Source organism: Streptomyces sp. LUP47B, assembly GCF_001746295.1.
Classification (GTDB): Bacteria; Actinomycetota; Actinomycetes; order Streptomycetales; family Streptomycetaceae; genus Streptomyces.
Map to the genome: position 1 here is coordinate 737,218 of NZ_MJAH01000002.1, position 15,295 is coordinate 752,512.

A 15,295-nucleotide genomic window follows, 5' to 3' on the forward strand; every position below is an offset into this window, starting at 1 on the left:
CCGGAAGGGCAGAACGTGATCAACGAATCGGCACTGCTGGAATCCAGGACCCTGCGCGACGGCGTGCTGGAACGGACGAACGTACTCGACAGGGTCAAAGCACTGTCGCTACTGCCGGACGGGATGCATGTGACCACGGCGATGGTGGCGGCGTACTTCGAGGTCGGCCTCACAGCCATTCGCTCGCTCGTGCTCGACCACCGCGCCGAGCTGGAAGCCAACGGGTACCACACTTTGACAGGTTCAGAACTGAGTTCCTTCAAGGAACTCAGTGGGCTCCAGTCGCGCACCGCATCCCTCGCTCTCTTCTCCCGCCGAGCCGTCCTCAACGTCGCCATGCTCCTCCGCGACAGCGAAGTCGCACGTCAGGTGCGTGTGTACCTCCTGGACATGGAGTACCTGGCCCGCACCCAGCCTGTGGATAACTCTGTCCACACGGACACCGTCTCCCTCGGCGACCGCATCGACCAACGCATCACCCACATCCTCGGCAAGACCGTCGTACCGATGTTCAACGCCCTGATCGAAACATCGGGCGAGCACCGCAAGGAACTGATCGCCCTGCGGGCAGGAGTCCAGCGCATCGAGCGACGGCTGCATCAGCACCACACCCGCCTTCAACGACTCGAAGGCGTACGGGACGACCGGCCCACCGTCGGAGTCATGGCCGCCATGGACGCCATGAACGGCCGCACGTTCGAACACCACATCGCCAAACTGCTGCGCCGGGACGGCTGCACCAACGTCGTCGTACAGGGCGGTCGCGGGGACCGGGGTGTCGACATCATCGGGCTCACTGCCGCCGGACGACGGCTCGTCGTGCAGTGCAAGAGGTTCGCGCCCTACCTCAACATCACCAGCCCGGAGGTCCAGAAGTTCGTCGGGGCGGCGAAGGTTCTCCACAACGCGGATGTGGCCCTCTACGTGGCGACCTGTCCCTTCACCCCTGAGGCCCTGAGCATCGCCGCCGAGACCGGGATCACCGTCGTACACCGTGGGCTGCTGGAGCAGTGGAGCGCCGGGGAACCGCTGGAAGTCCTGGAGTAGGCACGGCCCGACGCAGAGAGGCCCGAAGCCGCAAGAGATAGTTGCGGCTTCGGGCCTTCGTCATGCTAGGTGACTGAGCTCCCTCAAGGAGCTCAGTCAGGTCAGTTCCTTCGGCAGCGTCCGCTCGCTGTCCACCTTCTCCGTGCGTACCAACTCGCCCCACACCACATACCGGTAGCGGGAGGTGTACACCGGCGTGCACGTCGTCAGCGTGATGTAGTGGCCGGCCTTCTTCTTGCCGGACTCCTTGGGGATCTGGCCCAGGACCTTGACGTTGTACTTCGAGGTCTCGGCGAGAACGGCGTAGGCCTTGTAGATGTACCACTCGTCCTTGGTCTCGAAGACGATCGCGTCGCCCGTCCTGACCTTGTCGATGTTGTGGAACTTCGCGCCGTGGCCGTCGCGGTGGGCGGCGAGGGAGAAGTTGCCCTTCTTGCCGCTGGTGGGGAGCGTGGCCTTGACGGGGTCGGTGTAGTAGCCGGCGACGCCGTCGTTGAGGATCTTCGTCGCGGTGCCCTTCTCGACCAGGACCTCGCCGTTCTTCATCGCGGGGACGTGCAGGAAGCCGATGCCGTTCCTGGTGTCCAGCGCACCGGGACCGCCGGTGGTCCGCTCGGTCCAGCTGTCGCGCACCTTGTCGGCCTGTTTGTCCGCCGCGCGGTCCGCGACGACGTTCGTCCACCACAGCGAGTAGACGACGAACAGGCCGAGCACCAGGCCCGCGGTGATGAGGAGTTCACCGAAGAAACTGACCGCCATGGCGATCCGGCCGGGGCCGCGGCGACGCGGCGCTGGAGTGCCGGTGTTCTGCTCTTGCTCGGTGGTCGCTGCCACTAGTCATCTGCCCTTACTGGACGAGCGCATCCGGCTTGCCCTTGCTGCGCGGCCGTTCCTCGACCATCTTGCCCCAGACGATCAACCGGTACTTGCTGGTGAACTCCGGCGTGCAAGTGGTGAGAGTGATGTAGCGGCCGGCCGTGGTGAAACCGGATCCCTTGGGGACGGGGTCGATCACACTCGTGTTGCTCGGAGCCGTCACCGGCAGCGTCGACGTCATCTTGTAGACGTAGTACTTGTCCTGCGTCTCGACGACGATCGCGTCGCCCTGGGAGAGCTTGTTGATGTAACGGAAGGGCTCGCCGTGGGTGTTGCGGTGCCCGGCGAGGGCGAAGTTTCCGGTCTTGGCGTCGGGCATCGCCGTCTTCAGCGCGCCCTCGCTGTAGTGACCCACCATGCCCTTGTCGAGGACCTTCTTGTTGCTGACGCCCTCGGCTATCGGCACCACCACGTCCAGCTTGGGGATGTGCAGCAGAGCGAAGCCCTGGCCCGGCTCGAAGGTGCCCGGCGCGCCCTTGCCGCTCGCCCAGTCGTTCTGGAGGCTGCTGGCCTCCTTGTCCGCCTGCGCGTGCGCCCGCACATTCGTCCACCACAGCTGGTAACTGACGAACAGCAGCATCAGCACACCGGTGGTGATGAACACCTCACCGAGCGCCCGGCTCGCGACGACGGCCGCGCCGGGTTTGCGCGCCTTTGCCTGCCGTCGCGCCTCGATCCGGGAGAGCGGCTTCCCGTCCGGCGACTCCTGCTCGGGCTGCGCTTCGGGGGCGGCTCCGGCACCATGACGTCCGTGACGGCCCTTGGCGGCCTTTCTGCGGGCCGCACGGCCGCCCTGTGGGGATCCAGTGGCGGATGTGACGGAAGAGGCCGCAGAGGCAGATATGGCGGGCGGCGGCGGATCGGGGATCCGCAGCGCCACCGTCTCGTCATCGGCCGGCGGCACGTACGGCGCCGACTCCGCGCCCGCAGGTGCCCTGCCGAAAGACTCCTCGGCGTATGGCTCCTCGACGCGCGGCTCCTCGGCGTAGGGCTTCTCGGTGTAGGAACCACCGCCGAAGGACTCCCCGCCGTAGGCATCGCCGCCGTAGGACTCGTACGACGCGTCGCCGTACAAGTCCTCGCGCTCGGGGCGCAGGGCCGTCACGCCGTGGCCCTGCCCACCACCGGGGCGAGCCCCGCCGACCTCGCCACCGCGCCCTGGTCGCCGCACTCCACCAGCCAGTTGGCCAGCATCAGGTGCCCGTGCTCCGTCAGCACCGACTCCGGGTGGAACTGCACGCCCTCGACCGGGAGTTCACGGTGCCTCAGCCCCATGACGATCCCGTCGTGCGTCCGCGCGGTGACCTCCAGCTCGGCCGGGACCGTCGCCGGCTCGGCGGCCAGGGAGTGGTACCGGGTCGCCGTGAACGGCGTCGGCAGCCCGGCGAAGACGCCCCTGCCCTCGTGCTCGACGAGGGAGGTCTTGCCGTGCAGCAGCTCGGGGGCGCGGTCCACCACGCCGCCGTACGCCACCTGCATCGACTGCATGCCGAGGCAGACACCGAAGACGGGCACCCCGGTCGCGGCACAGTGGCGCACCATCTCGATGCAGACCCCGGCCTCCTCCGGCGTGCCGGGGCCGGGCGAGAGCAGGACGCCGTCGAAGCCGTCCTGGGCGTGCGCCGTCGACACCTCGTCGTTGCGCAGCACCTCGCACTCCGCACCCAGCTGGTACAGGTACTGGACGAGGTTGAAGACGAAGCTGTCGTAGTTGTCGACGACGAGAATGCGCGCGCTCACTGGTTGTCCACCGTCACATCGTTGAAGGGCAGCAGCGGTTCGGCCCACGGGAACACGTACTGGAACAGGACGTAGACCACAGCAACGACCAGCATGAGTGAGAGGAACGCCTTCACCCATGCGTTCCCCGGCAGATGCCGCCAGATCCAGCCGTACATGCCGTCCCTTCCGTCGCACCACGGCACCCACACACACGCCGTACCGCACCAGACTAACGGCGCAGGGCAACAGGCTTGCCGTCCTCCACAGGCTGTGTGGAGTCCAGATGTGCCCAGACGATCAGCCGGTGACTGTGTCCCCACTCCGGATCGCACGTGGTCAGCGTGAGATAGCGGCCATGCCGCGTGTACCCGGATTTACGTGGCACAGGATCGATCACCTCAATGTCGGTGGGCACTGTTTTGTATGGCCCTTTGTCGATCCGATACGTGAACCAGGTGGTCCCGTCGGTCAGGACGACCGCGTCACCGCGCCGAAGCTTCGGAAAGTCCTTGAACGGATCCCCGTAGGTGCGCCGGTGCCCGGCGACCGAGAAGTTGCCCCGCCGGCCGAGCTGCGCGGTGTTCGCGTAGTGGCCGAGCCCCTTCTTCAGGGTGCCGACCCGGGTGCCTTCGAGCACGGGCTTGTTCCACGTGAAACCAAGCCGCGGAATGTACATGATCGCGAAGGGCTGCCCGCTCCGGTACGGCGCCGGCTCCGCCGGAGTCGCGGTGGCACCGGCCGTCACCTTCGGCTGCTGCACGCTCCCCTTGGACCACTGGTTCTGTAACTGGTCGATCTGGTCGTCCATGACGGTGTCGGCCTTCACACCGGTCCAGAACAGCACATAGGCGACGAACAACACGATCAGGGCGCCGACGGTGATGCACAGCTCGCTGACGGTCCTGACGACGACACGCACCGGCGGCTCCAGGGGCTCACACCGTGCTCACTCCACGGGCTTGGCGTACTGCAGATCCACTGTGCCCGAGTAGCCGGGAAGAGTCACCGTGCCGTCGTCGACGACATTCCAGCCGAGGCCGTAGACGTTGACGTAGACCATGTAGTTCTGGATCGCCTTGGAGTCCGCGAGCGCCTGCTTCAGCTTCCCGGGGTCACCGACCGCCTGGATCTTGTACGGCGGCGAGTAGACACGGCCCTGGAGGATCAGGGTGTTGCCGACACAGCGCACGGCGCTCGTGGAGATCAGCCGCTGGTCCATGACCTTGATGCCCTGCGCGCCGCCCTTCCACAGGGCGTTGACCACGGCCTGGAGGTCCTGCTGGTGGATGACCAGGTAGTCGGGCTGGGGCTCGGGGTAGCCGGGGAGCTTGGCGGTGGCGTTCGGCGGGGCGTCGTCGAGCGTTACCGTGACCGCCTTCCCCTTGATCTTCTGGGTGCCCGCCCTGTCCTCCAGGGCGGCGAGCTTGTCGTCCTCGGCCTTGGTGCTGCCGTCGTCGCGCTCGGCCAGCGCCTCGACGTCCCGGCGCAGCGAGCCGTTCGACTCGTCGAGCCCGCCGTTGCTGCGGCTGCGCTCCTGGATGAGGTCCGAGAGCTTCAGCAGGGACGCGTCCGTGCGGATGTTGGTGCCCTTGGCCGTATTGAAACTCGTGAAGAAAATGAGTCCCGCGAGAGCGAAGACGGCCACCGTGAGCACCCTCACCGGCCGGAAACCCCGCCTGCGGACAGGACTGGATCCGGACTGGGGTGAGTCGGCAGAATTGCTCAACGTACCCTTATCTCCTTCGGCGCTACGGAAGCACTACGCTAACGGACGCCCGGGGGAGCACTCAGTGTCCCCTTGTACGCTGCCCCGAGCCCGACCAGTTACCTGCGCGGCCACGCAGCGCATCGACAGGAGAGACCCTCGTGCCGAAGTCACGTATCCGCAAGAAGGCCGACTACACGCCGCCCCCGGCGAAGCAGGCGACCGCCATCAAGCTGACCAGCCGCGCGTGGGTAGCCCCCGTGATGCTGGCCATGTTCCTCATCGGGCTCGCCTGGATCGTCGTCTTCTATGTGACGGACGGCTCGCTCCCCATCGACGCTCTGGACAACTGGAACATCGTGGTGGGCTTCGGCTTCATCGCCGCCGGATTCGGCGTCTCCACCCAGTGGAAGTAGCTCTCCCCAGGGGTATCCGCTGAGTTATCCACAGCCTGGAGCAATTTCCACAGGACCTGGGGAAAAGACGACGATCTGTGGATAACCCATCGAGCGTTGACGCCGGTACGACCATCGCACCAGCCCCCGCAAGCCTGTTCGCCCCCTGCCTGACCTGCCCAAACGCAGGTCAGCACCAGGGAGCACAGCTGTTCTGGCACTGTATGCACAAGATCCGGCACTCGCTGTGGACAACGGGCCCGCTCAGGTCAGCTGGGCGGTCCTGAACAGCGTCATGCCCACGATGACCAGCAGGACCAGCGCGCAGGTGCCGTACTGCACCAGCGCCCGCCGCTCCCGTGGGGCGTGGACCATCGCGTACCCGGTGACGACACCGGCAACCAGTCCGCCGATGTGGGCCTGCCAGGAGATGCTGCTCCAGCCGAAGGTGAAGATCAGGTTGATCACCAGGAGGGCGATGATCGGCCGCAGGTCGTAGTTGAGCCGCCGCATCAGGACAGCGGTCGCACCGAAGAGGCCGAAGATGGCGCCTGAGGCGCCGAGCGTCTGAGTGCCCGGATCGGCCAGCAGATAGGCCAGGGCGCCGCCCGCGAGACCGGAGACGAAGTAGACCGCGAGATAACGCGCGCGGCCCAGGGCCGCTTCGAGTGGGCCGCCGAGCCACCACAGGCTCAGCATGTTGAAGCCGATGTGCCAGATCTCCTGATGCGCGAACATCGAGGTCACCAGGCGGTAGTACTGCCCGTCCGCGACTCCCTCGGTGGGCGCGAACGGCGCCGGCGGCCAGGCAGCGATGAGGCTGAGGTCAGTCGCCAGGGAATCCTTGGCCTGGATGGCGATGAACACCGCGACGTTGATCCCGATCAGGATCTTCGTGAACAGCCGGGGGTCGGCCGTGACCGTCCCGCCCGCGATGGTGCGGGGCCTCGCCGCGGTCGGAGCCGGTCCGCCCCCCTCGCGCACGCACTCGGGGCAATGGAAGCCGACGGAGGCGCTGACCATGCATTCGGGGCAGATCGGGCGCTCGCAGCGGGTGCAGCGGATGCCGGTCTCACGGTCCGGGTGCCGGTAGCAGCCAGGCAGGTTCTGGGCCTCCGGTGTGCTGCCCGCCTCCTGATTCATGCCATCCCCTAAGTCGCCCTGAGTCGTCGTGCCCACGTGCACCGCCCCGCTCATCCTTACGGTTGAGCGGGGCGTTTGGTTCCCTTCGTGGTGGTCGCCCGGGGCTCAGCCCTGGCGGGTCTCCACGACGACCTGCTCGATGACGACGTCGTTCACGGGCCGGTCGTTGGGGCGGGTGGTCTTGACGCCGGCGATGGCGTCGATGACCTTCTGGCTGGCCGTGTCCGTGACCTCGCCGAAGATGGTGTGCTTGCGGTTCAGCCAGGCCGTCGGGGAGACGGTGATGAAGAACTGCGAGCCGTTGGTGCCGGGGCCCGCGTTGGCCATGGCGAGGAGGTAGGGCTTGTTGAAGCCGAGGTCCGGGTGGAACTCGTCCTCGAACTCGTAGCCCGGGCCGCCGATGCCGGTGCCCAGCGGGTCGCCGCCCTGGATCATGAAGCCGCTGATGACGCGGTGGAAGATCGTGCCGTCGTAGAGCCTCTTGGTGGACTTCTCCCCGGTGCCCGGGTGCGTCCACTCGCGCTCGCCCTGGGCGAGTTCGACGAAGTTCCTGACCGTCTTCGGGGCGTGGTTCGGCAGAAGCCGGACTTCGATGTCGCCGTGGTTGGTCTTCAGGGTGGCGTAAAGCTGCTCGGCCACGATCTGCCTTCCGTTGTCTGCTTGTGCCCGACCGATCCTCGCACGGATCCGGCCGAGGAGGGTCCGGGCAGGGGCGCGGAGCGGCGATCCGTGGCATTGTCGTCGACAAGCTCCTGTTGCCACGTATTCATCCGTTATTGATCCGGATGCCCGCCCTCAGGTGCCGGGCTGCACTCCGGCAGGCATGATCCGTAAAAGGGTGGAAAGTCGAAATACCATACGCCACCGAGGAGGAGGATCCCGTGACCCGCATCGACAGCGTGCGCGCCGCGACCGGCTCGGCGAAGGACAGCGTGCTGCACGCCGCGGAAGTGGTGGCGCCCTACGCCGACACGGCCAAGGACAAGGCCTCGCACTACGCGACGGAGGCGCGCGTACGGCTCGCGCCGAAGGTCTCGCAGGCGGCCGATCAGGCGCGTGTCCAGTACGGCGCCCATGTCGCGCCGCGCCTGGAGCAGGCCCGCACGCATGTTCCGCCGAAGGTCGACCAGGCCGCCCACGAGGCCGCCGTACGCACCCGCAAGGCGGCCCGCCAGGCCGCCGACTACTCCCGCCCGATGATCGAGCAGGCCGTCGCCGCGGCCGGTCCGGTCCGCGATGAGGCCACGGCCCGGAGCGTGGCCGCGCTGGCCGCACTGCGGGGGCAGATCACGGCCAAGGAGGTCCAGAAGCTGGTCCGCAAGCACGAGCGGCGGGCCCGTGCAGGACGCCTTGCCAAGGCGCTGGCGGTCGCTGGTCTCGTCGCGGGGGGCGCCTTCGCCGCCTGGAAGTGGTGGGACAAGCAGGCCAACCCCGACTGGCTGGTCGAGCCGCCCGCCGCGACCGAGGTGCCCGAGACGGGCCGGCTGACGTCCGTGGACGGCAGCGGTCAGTCCGTCCTGGATCCGGAGGTCCAGGCGAAGGAGGCCGAGGAGGACGCCGCAAAGCACGACGAAGGGCGCTGACGCCGACATCGGCGTGTACCAGTGGTGGGGCGGAAGTTTTCCGCCCCACCGTCGTGTTCACCCGACGGTGTGAGCCAACCGGTGCGGCAGGGCCTGCGTGCGTCACAGTTCGCAGGGACATGTCTTCGCACCGGATGGACCGCCGCCCTGATGAAGCCCTCGCGCCGTGGGCCGGCCGCCCTGGCCGCCGTACTGCTGCTCCTGGCTTCGGCCTGCACCGCTCGCGCCCCCGAGCCCTCGGCGGTTTCCGCGTACGGCGCGTACGTCGGCTACGAGCCCGCCGACGTGGGCCGTCTCGGCGAACTGGGCGCCTGGCTCGGCGGGCCCGCACCCCGTGTCGGGCACGTGTATCTGCCCGGCGACCGCTGGAGCAACATCGAGGGCGCGCCGGACTATCTGGAGTCCTGGGCGTCATGGCGGCGGGCCGACCCGCGGCGGATGTTCGTCCTCGACGTGCCGATGCTGGAACGCACCGAGGCCGACCTCCCCGACAGTGCGGTCCGCACCGAGCTGCGGCGCGGGGCGGACGGCGACTACGACGGCCACTTCCGCACCCTGGCCCGCCGGCTGACGGCTCTCGGCGTCCCGGACACGATCATCGTGCTCGGCTGGGAGATGAACGGCACCACCTACACCCACCGCTGCGCCCCCGATCCGGCCGCGTGGAAGGCGTACTGGACGAGGATCGTGCGCGCGATGCGCTCGGTACCCGGTCAGCGCTTCCGCTTCGAGTTCACGCCCAACCGCGGCCGCGACGCGATCCCGTGGCCGCGCTGCTATCCGGGCGACGAGGTCGTCGACATCGTCGGCATGGACGCCTACGACGCCCCGCGCGGCCTGAGCTTCACCGACCAGGTGAGCGAGCCGTACGGCCTGCTCGCCCACGTCCGCTTCGCCCGCGCCCACGGCAAACCGTTCTCGTACCAGGAGTGGGGCCTGTATGAGAACGGTGACAACCCGGCCTACGTGTACGGCATGCTCACCTGGTTCGCCCGGGAGCGCCCCCTCTACCAGGCGATCACCGACTACTGCCCGCACGGAGTGTGGGGCTGCCGGGCCCATCCGAGGTCGTCGGCGGCCTACCGCTCCCTGATGAGGTAGGCCGGTGGGTCCGCGCCGGCCCGCGGAGTGCCGTGTGACTTCCTCGGCTGCTTTACTCACCGGTGGGCGGGGTTCTCAGGGTGCGGCCCGGGGGTTCCGGATCACCACCGAGTTGTGGAAGTTGGGGCTGCTGAGTGGGATGGCGCGGGGCTCGACGATGACGAGAGCATCCCGGGTCGCCGAGCCCCTCGGTGATGGAGTCGCCATAGTCCCGGAGGAGGCACCGCGGGGCCCCTGGTACGCGGCGTCAGCCACGTGGCCTGCGTCCTGCGGGCGGGTGGTGAGCGGGTCGGCGGTACCGCGTTCTCGGTGCGGACCGCGGCCCAGGCGTCGGTGGCACACGAAAAACCCCTCCGCCCGCGTATCCGCAGGTCGGAGGGGTCTCCTGAAGTGGAGCCTAGGGGAGTCGAACCCCTGACATCTGCCATGCAAAGACAGCGCTCTACCAACTGAGCTAAGGCCCCGGGAAGAGAGACGTCCGCCGGAAAAACCACTTACCGGTGGGCGTCGCAGACCAGAGTACCGGGTCACCCCGGGTATTCCGCAAAAAGATTGGGGGTCCCCGCGAACGACCACTCTCCGTAAGATGCTCGGCGTGGTTCGCTGTCGCGAACCACGGTTTTTTGGGGAAGCGATGGGGAGACGCACATGGACGCCGCACAGCAGGAAGCGACCGCAAGAGCGCGGGAACTGCAGCGGAACTGGTATGGGGAGCCGCTGGGGGCGCTCTTCCGTAAGCTCATAGACGACCTGGGCCTCAACCAGGCTCGTCTCGCGGGGGTACTGGGGCTGTCGGCTCCGATGCTGTCTCAGCTGATGAGCGGTCAGCGGGCGAAGATCGGTAATCCCGCCGTGGTCCAGCGGGTGCAGTTGCTGCAGGACCTGGCGGGGCAGGTCGCGGACGGCAGCGTGAGCGCGGCCGAGGCGACCGAGCGCATGGACGAGATCAAGAAGTCGCAGGGGGGCTCGGTGCTCAGCAACACCACGACCACGACGAGCAGTTCGGGAGCGCCGACGGTCAAACGGGTCGTCCGCGAGATCCAGTCGCTGCTGCGCTCGGTGGCCGCCGCCGGAGACATAATCGACGCGGCGGACACCCTCGCCCCGACCCACCCGGAACTGGCAGAGTTCCTCCGGGTCTACGGCGCCGGCCGCACTTCGGACGCGGTCACGCACTACCAGTCCCACCAGAACTGAGCCGTCCGCCCGGTGGCCGAAGGGGGTTCGGCAGCCGGGTCGTGGATGTGCAGGCAGCACGGAGGAGCGCGAGGGGGTCGCGCTTCTCGCCGGGGGCTGACACACGGGGGTGTGTCAGCCGCCGAGGAGACGAGGAACACGGGGCCGTATCTCTCATCCGGGAGGCCACGAGGGGTCGTATCGCTCATCGAGGGGGAAGCAAGGGGGGTAACCGCAGGGGGAGGAGCGACGCGCAGTCATGGGTGAGGTGTTCGCCGGCCGGTACGAGCTGGCCGATCCGATCGGACGCGGAGGCGTCGGCGCCGTCTGGCGTGCCTGGGACCACCGGCGCCGCCGCTATGTGGCCGCCAAGGTCCTGCTGCAGAGCGACGCGCATTCCCTGCTGCGCTTCGTCCGCGAACAGGCCCTGCGGATCGATCACCCCCATGTCCTCGCGCCCGCCAGCTGGGCCGCCGATGACGACAAGGTCCTGTTCACCATGGACCTGGTCGCCGGCGGTTCGCTGGTCCATCTGGTCGGGGACTACGGACCCCTGCCACCGGTGTTCGTCTGCACCCTGCTCGACCAACTCCTCGCGGGGCTGGCCGCGGTGCACGCGGAAGGTGTCGTGCACCGTGACATCAAGCCCGCCAACATCCTGCTCGAAGCCACCGGCACCGCCCGCCCACGACTGCGGCTGTCCGACTTCGGCATCGCCATGCGGCTGGGCGAACCACGCCTGACCGAGACCAACCTCGTCGTGGGCACGCCCGGCTATCTCGCCCCCGAGCAGATGATGGGCGCGGAACCGGACTTCCCCGCCGACCTGTTCGCCGTCGGTCTGGTCGCGCTGTACCTCCTGGAGGGCGCCAAGCCCGACGCCAAGGCACTCATCGAGTACTTCGCCACCCATGGCACTCCCGGAGCACCTCAGAGCGTCCCCGAACCGCTCTGGCAGGTCGTGGCCTCGCTCCTCCAGCCGGATCCCCAGGCCCGCTTCCGCACCGCCACGGGGGCCCGCAAAGCACTCGCCGCCGCCAGAGAACTCCTCCCGGAGCCCGGCCCCGACGACGAGACCATCGAAATCTTCGACCAACTCGGCTCCCTGCCTCCCGGGTTCGGCCCGGAAGGCCCCCTCAAGCGAGCCCCGGGCGTGGACCCGAGCAGGACACGGAACGGGGCCTCCGGGGCGGGGGGAGATCCACGCTTCGGGACCGGTGACGGGAGCGGGGGGTCGTTTTGGGGCGCCGGGGGGAGCGGGGTGCCCTCCGGGGGTGGAGGAGGCGGGGTGCCCTCCGGAGTCGGCGGAGGCGGAGTGCCTTCCGGCGCCGACGGAGGGAGTGGTGCGCCTTCCCGCCGGGGCGGAGGAACCTCGGGGGCTTTTGCCGTCGGCGGAGGGGACGGGGCGGCTGACTGGCGTGGGGCCGGTGCTGGGCCGGGGGCCGGTACGGGATCGGGCGCCGGTGCTGGACCGAACGCCGGTGTTCAGCCGGGCGCCGGCACTGGACCGGGCGCCGGTGTCGGCTCCGGTGCTTCTGCTGGACCCAGCGCTGGTGCTGGGGCGGGAGCCGGCTCTGGTGCCGGTGTTGGATTCGGTGCCGATGCCGATGTTGCCTCCGGTGCCGGTGAGGTGGACGGGGCGTCGTCTTGGCCCGGTCAGGGCCACGGCATGACTTCTCGGCCCGGTGCGGCCAATGGGAGCGGTGGAGCGTCCTCCTGGTTCGGAGAGGGAAACGGGGTGGGCTCCCAGCCCGGTGAAGCGGACGTGGCCCCATTCCGGCCCGGCGACGGGAATGGGCCAGTCTCCTCCCAGCCCCGGGAAGCGAGCGAGGTCCCCTACTGGCCCGGCGAAGGCAACGAAGCAGCCCTCCGACCCGAGGACAGCGAGTCGCCCCGGCCCAGTGAGAGAAGCGAACCTCCCCAGCCCGGGCAAAGTAACGCCGCGCCCTGGCTCAGCGAAGGCAGCAAGGCCGCTCGGCATGCCCGACAGAGCAGTCCCGTATCTCCGCCTGTCGAAGGACATACGCCGCCCTGGCGGAGTGAGGCGAATTCGACGTCCTGGCCCAGGGAAACGAACCCGGCGCCATGGCCCGAACCCGCCAACCAGCCGCCCTGGGCCGACGAGGCGGGCCCCCTGTCCTCCCCAGGCACCCACGCCCCGGCCGCTCACCCCAACACCGGTGCGGGAGGCAACGACGCGTCCTTCCCGGCCACCGCCCCCGGAACGGGCTCCCAAACACCCTGGCCCGTGCAGTACGCCCCGCCCGCCCCCACCCAGCCGCCCTCGGTATCGGACACCGGCAGCTTCCATCTGCCACCACCCCGGCCCGCAGACTCCGGCTCCCAGCCCTCCACCCCACCGGAGCGCCAGGCACAACCGCATCACTACCACCCGCAGGCCCAGGCACAGCCGTACCAGCCCGCCCCGGCCCACTCCGCCTACGTCTCCTCCCACGACCCCACACCCCCCACTCATGTCCTGCCCTCCGCCCAACCCCACGCCCCACGCTTCCCCGCGCAGACCCCGACACCAGTCCGGCACCAGCCCCAAGCTGATCCCTCTACTGCTTCGTACACCGCTCAGAGCCCGCAGGTTCCACCCCCCGCCCCGTCACTTTCGCGAGCACGCCGCAGCGGCCCACCCGCAAAGGTGGCGATCCCCCTCCTGCTGCTGGCCCTGGCCTGCTACGCCGTGGGGTTCTGGGCACTCACCCAGATCTGAGGGCCCGGCACCTCGGGCGGCCGCAATCCCAAGCCGCTCGTCCCACGGGCGCCTGCAGTCCTGAATCACCTGCAGGCCCGCACCAACCGCAGGGGGACCCAGCCGTAGCCCGACTCAGCCACGGTCCTGACTCACCCGCGCCCGACATCCCACGCAGGCACCGACCTGCGGCAAGGCAGCCACTCGTGATCCGAAGAACCACGGAATCCCCGCCCCGGTATGCCCAAGCCCCAGCACCCCATGAACCCCGCACCCCGGCAGGTCCGCGGCCCGCAGCCAACCGCCCAGGCAGCCCCGCCCCCTACACCCCGGCAGCCCTCCGCCGCCCCACCACAACCCACACCCCGAGCACCACCAACACCACGGTCCCCGCCCCGATCCCCCCGACGGCCACCAGCCTCATTCCGGCATCACCACCGCCGCCCCCACCACCGTCACCGTCGCTCGAGTCCGCCTCACCCGCCGCCCCGGAGCCCCTCCCGAGCAGCCCCACCTGGAAGATTCCCGACGGCTCGGACTGTCCCGCGTAACCGGGCCCGACCGTCGCCTCCCCCTTCACCCGCACACGCAGCATCAGGCCGACCGGCCCGTCACCGAACTCCTCACCCACCCGCGCAGCGAGATGCACGACGAGGTAATAGGCCCCCGCGAACCGCATCCCGTTCACCCGGTCGGAAACGGCGTACCGGTTGTCGTACCCGACCGGCGGCAGTGCAGCGAGAGCACCCGATTTCTGGCTGCCGTTGTAACTGATGCTGGTGTCGTCGACGAGGCCGCGCACGGGGTTGTACAGCGCCAGATTCACGCCGCCCGGCACGAATCCCCCACCCGTCCCGCTGCTGCTCGAACTGCTCAGGTCGGCAGTGGCGTACACCTGCTGTCCCCAGTCGACCGGCACCTCGTAGAACAGCGTCTGCCCGGGCCTCACGTCGTCGCGCCAGACCCCTTGCTCCAGCGCGGTCGCCGAGCCGAACCCCCCGCCGCCGCGCACCCGCACGGCAGCGCCGGCGGGAGGCGAGGGCGTGGCCGAGTCCCAGGCCTCGGGCGCACTGGTGGAACCGGTCTTCCGCAACCGCGGTTCCAGCACGGGCGCGAGCTCCAGGTCCCAGTCGCCCGGCGAGGACTCGGTGCGCAGCACCCGCTCGACGACGACGTAGTACGTACCGGCGCCCTGGCACAGCGACCGGCTCGGCGAGAGCTGACGAGCGCCCCACACGGTGAGGGGACGCGGGCTGCGGCCGGCGCCGATGCTGGCGGTGTCCGCCGCGGAGCAGGAACGGCCGTCGGCGTCCTGCACGGACACCCTGACGCCTTCGGTGGGGGTGACCGCCAGGTTCGTCGGGGGTACGGCCGTTGCGGCGACGTACACGGTCGACGTGCCGTCGAGTTGGAGGCGGTAGTAGACCTTGCCGTCACTCGGCAGCGAACTCCGGTAGGTCGTGCCGGGTTCAAGGCTCTCGGCGTCCGCGGTGTCCGCCGCTCCGGTGATCGACGGGGCGCCTTCGGCGAAGGCGTACGAGGAAGTCGTAGCGGAGGAAGAAGGAGAGACGGAGGACGAAGCAGAGGCGGGGGGAGATGTGGAGGGCGAGGCCGAGGCGGCGAAGCCAGGAGACCCCGGCGCACCAGCTACCGCGCCCAGCACGATCCCCACGACGGCCAACTGCCACCACGCCGTACGCCGCCCCATCCCGCGCCACCCCTCCGTGCCCGCGCCCGAGCTCCTACGACCGTCCATCGATGCGACTCGACCACCTGTGCGGCCGACCGTGGCCCATCCTGCCCCGCAGGACCGCCACGCACCCTCGCAATCCGTAGGACCATCCGA

Annotated in this window: 14 protein-coding genes, 1 tRNA gene and 1 pseudogene; 6 read left to right on the forward strand and 10 right to left on the reverse strand. The window is 69.0% G+C overall.

From position 1 onward, the window contains the following. Positions 1-15 precede the first annotated feature (15 nt). Positions 16-1,047 carry a restriction endonuclease gene (locus BFN33_RS09910; RefSeq protein WP_069759514.1) on the forward strand — a complete coding sequence of 344 codons (1,032 nt, stop codon included), beginning with the start codon at positions 16-18 and terminating at the stop codon, positions 1,045-1,047. 96 nt (positions 1,048-1,143) lie between these two features. Here the strand turns inward: BFN33_RS09910 and BFN33_RS09915 are convergent, their stop codons facing one another. Genes BFN33_RS09915 through BFN33_RS09935 form a run of 6 tightly spaced genes read right to left on the reverse strand, consistent with a single transcriptional unit; the run spans position 1,144 to position 5,371 of the window. Next, on the reverse strand, positions 1,144-1,881 hold the full coding sequence (locus BFN33_RS09915) for a class E sortase (protein ID WP_069759515.1): 738 nt from the start codon (positions 1,879-1,881) through the stop codon (positions 1,144-1,146). 13 nt (positions 1,882-1,894) lie between these two features. Further along, positions 1,895-3,028 carry a class E sortase gene (locus tag BFN33_RS09920; protein ID WP_069759516.1) on the reverse strand — a complete coding sequence of 378 codons (1,134 nt, stop codon included), beginning with the start codon at positions 3,026-3,028 and terminating at the stop codon, positions 1,895-1,897. Beyond that, positions 3,025-3,663, reverse strand: a complete 639-nt coding sequence (locus BFN33_RS09925; RefSeq protein ID WP_007383306.1) for an aminodeoxychorismate/anthranilate synthase component II — start codon at positions 3,661-3,663, stop codon at positions 3,025-3,027. Before BFN33_RS09925 ends, BFN33_RS09920 begins: the two co-directional genes overlap by 4 nt. Continuing rightward, complete coding sequence (locus BFN33_RS53095; protein ID WP_031036334.1) at positions 3,660-3,821, reverse strand: hypothetical protein; 162 nt, start codon at positions 3,819-3,821, stop codon at positions 3,660-3,662. Before BFN33_RS53095 ends, BFN33_RS09925 begins: the two co-directional genes overlap by 4 nt. A gap of 53 nt (positions 3,822-3,874) precedes the next feature. Then, complete coding sequence (locus BFN33_RS09930) at positions 3,875-4,564, reverse strand: class E sortase (protein ID WP_069759517.1); 690 nt, start codon at positions 4,562-4,564, stop codon at positions 3,875-3,877. Between the two features lie 27 nt (positions 4,565-4,591). Beyond that, a complete protein-coding gene (locus tag BFN33_RS09935) occupies positions 4,592-5,371 on the reverse strand; it encodes a DUF881 domain-containing protein (protein WP_079140738.1) in 780 nt (259 codons plus the stop codon). Positions 5,372-5,511: 140 nt separating this feature from the next. Here BFN33_RS09935 and crgA point away from each other — a divergent pair, with 140 nt between their 5' ends. Continuing rightward, positions 5,512-5,766, forward strand: a complete 255-nt coding sequence (crgA, locus tag BFN33_RS09940) for a cell division protein CrgA (RefSeq protein ID WP_069759519.1) — start codon at positions 5,512-5,514, stop codon at positions 5,764-5,766. 243 nt (positions 5,767-6,009) lie between these two features. Here crgA and BFN33_RS09945 read toward each other — a convergent pair whose 3' ends face one another. Then, positions 6,010-6,888 (reverse strand): rhomboid family intramembrane serine protease, encoded by an 879-nt coding sequence (locus tag BFN33_RS09945; protein ID WP_069759520.1) that lies wholly within the window; start codon positions 6,886-6,888, stop codon positions 6,010-6,012. Positions 6,889-6,993: 105 nt separating this feature from the next. Further along, the gene (locus BFN33_RS09950; protein ID WP_069759521.1) at positions 6,994-7,527 is read right to left on the reverse strand and encodes a peptidylprolyl isomerase; all 534 of its coding nucleotides are present in this window, start codon (positions 7,525-7,527) and stop codon (positions 6,994-6,996) included. Positions 7,528-7,769: 242 nt separating this feature from the next. On the opposite strand from BFN33_RS09950, the gene BFN33_RS09955 reads away from it, so the two are divergent. Continuing rightward, the gene (locus tag BFN33_RS09955) at positions 7,770-8,471 is read left to right on the forward strand and encodes a DUF5324 family protein (protein WP_069759522.1); all 702 of its coding nucleotides are present in this window, start codon (positions 7,770-7,772) and stop codon (positions 8,469-8,471) included. A gap of 150 nt (positions 8,472-8,621) precedes the next feature. Beyond that, complete coding sequence (locus BFN33_RS09960) at positions 8,622-9,572, forward strand: glycoside hydrolase family 26 protein (protein ID WP_069759523.1); 951 nt, start codon at positions 8,622-8,624, stop codon at positions 9,570-9,572. A 391-nt stretch (positions 9,573-9,963) separates the two neighbouring features. Here the strand turns inward: BFN33_RS09960 and BFN33_RS09965 are convergent. Continuing rightward, positions 9,964-10,036, reverse strand: a tRNA-Ala gene (locus BFN33_RS09965). A gap of 184 nt (positions 10,037-10,220) precedes the next feature. Between BFN33_RS09965 and BFN33_RS09970 the strand changes: the two genes are divergently transcribed. Together BFN33_RS09970 and BFN33_RS49605 are read left to right on the forward strand one after the other, a co-directional pair. Next, entirely contained in the window at positions 10,221-10,769 is a 549-nt protein-coding gene (locus BFN33_RS09970; RefSeq protein ID WP_031036313.1) for a DNA-binding protein, read from the forward strand. A 238-nt stretch (positions 10,770-11,007) separates the two neighbouring features. Further along, positions 11,008-11,904 (forward strand): annotated as a pseudogene (locus BFN33_RS49605) (serine/threonine-protein kinase); the annotation flags it as partial. A 1,867-nt stretch (positions 11,905-13,771) separates the two neighbouring features. Here the strand turns inward: BFN33_RS49605 and BFN33_RS09985 are convergent. Then, positions 13,772-15,157: a hypothetical protein gene (locus BFN33_RS09985; RefSeq protein WP_069759526.1), complete on the reverse strand. Its 1,386-nt coding sequence runs from the start codon at positions 15,155-15,157 to the stop codon at positions 13,772-13,774. Positions 15,158-15,295 lie beyond the last annotated feature (138 nt).

What these genes read in the sequence shown, in the direction of transcription:
- BFN33_RS53095 (WP_031036334.1), bottom strand. Translation starts at nt 3,821, where the DNA reads ATGTACGGCTGGATCTGGCGGCATCTGCCGGGGAACGCATGGGTGAAG.
- BFN33_RS09970 (WP_031036313.1), top strand. Translation starts at nt 10,221, where the DNA reads ATGGACGCCGCACAGCAGGAAGCGACCGCAAGAGCGCGGGAACTGCAG.
- BFN33_RS09985 (WP_069759526.1), bottom strand. Translation starts at nt 15,157, where the DNA reads ATGGGGCGGCGTACGGCGTGGTGGCAGTTGGCCGTCGTGGGGATCGTG.
- BFN33_RS09960 (WP_069759523.1), top strand. Translation starts at nt 8,622, where the DNA reads ATGAAGCCCTCGCGCCGTGGGCCGGCCGCCCTGGCCGCCGTACTGCTG.
- BFN33_RS09945 (WP_069759520.1), bottom strand. Translation starts at nt 6,888, where the DNA reads ATGAATCAGGAGGCGGGCAGCACACCGGAGGCCCAGAACCTGCCTGGC.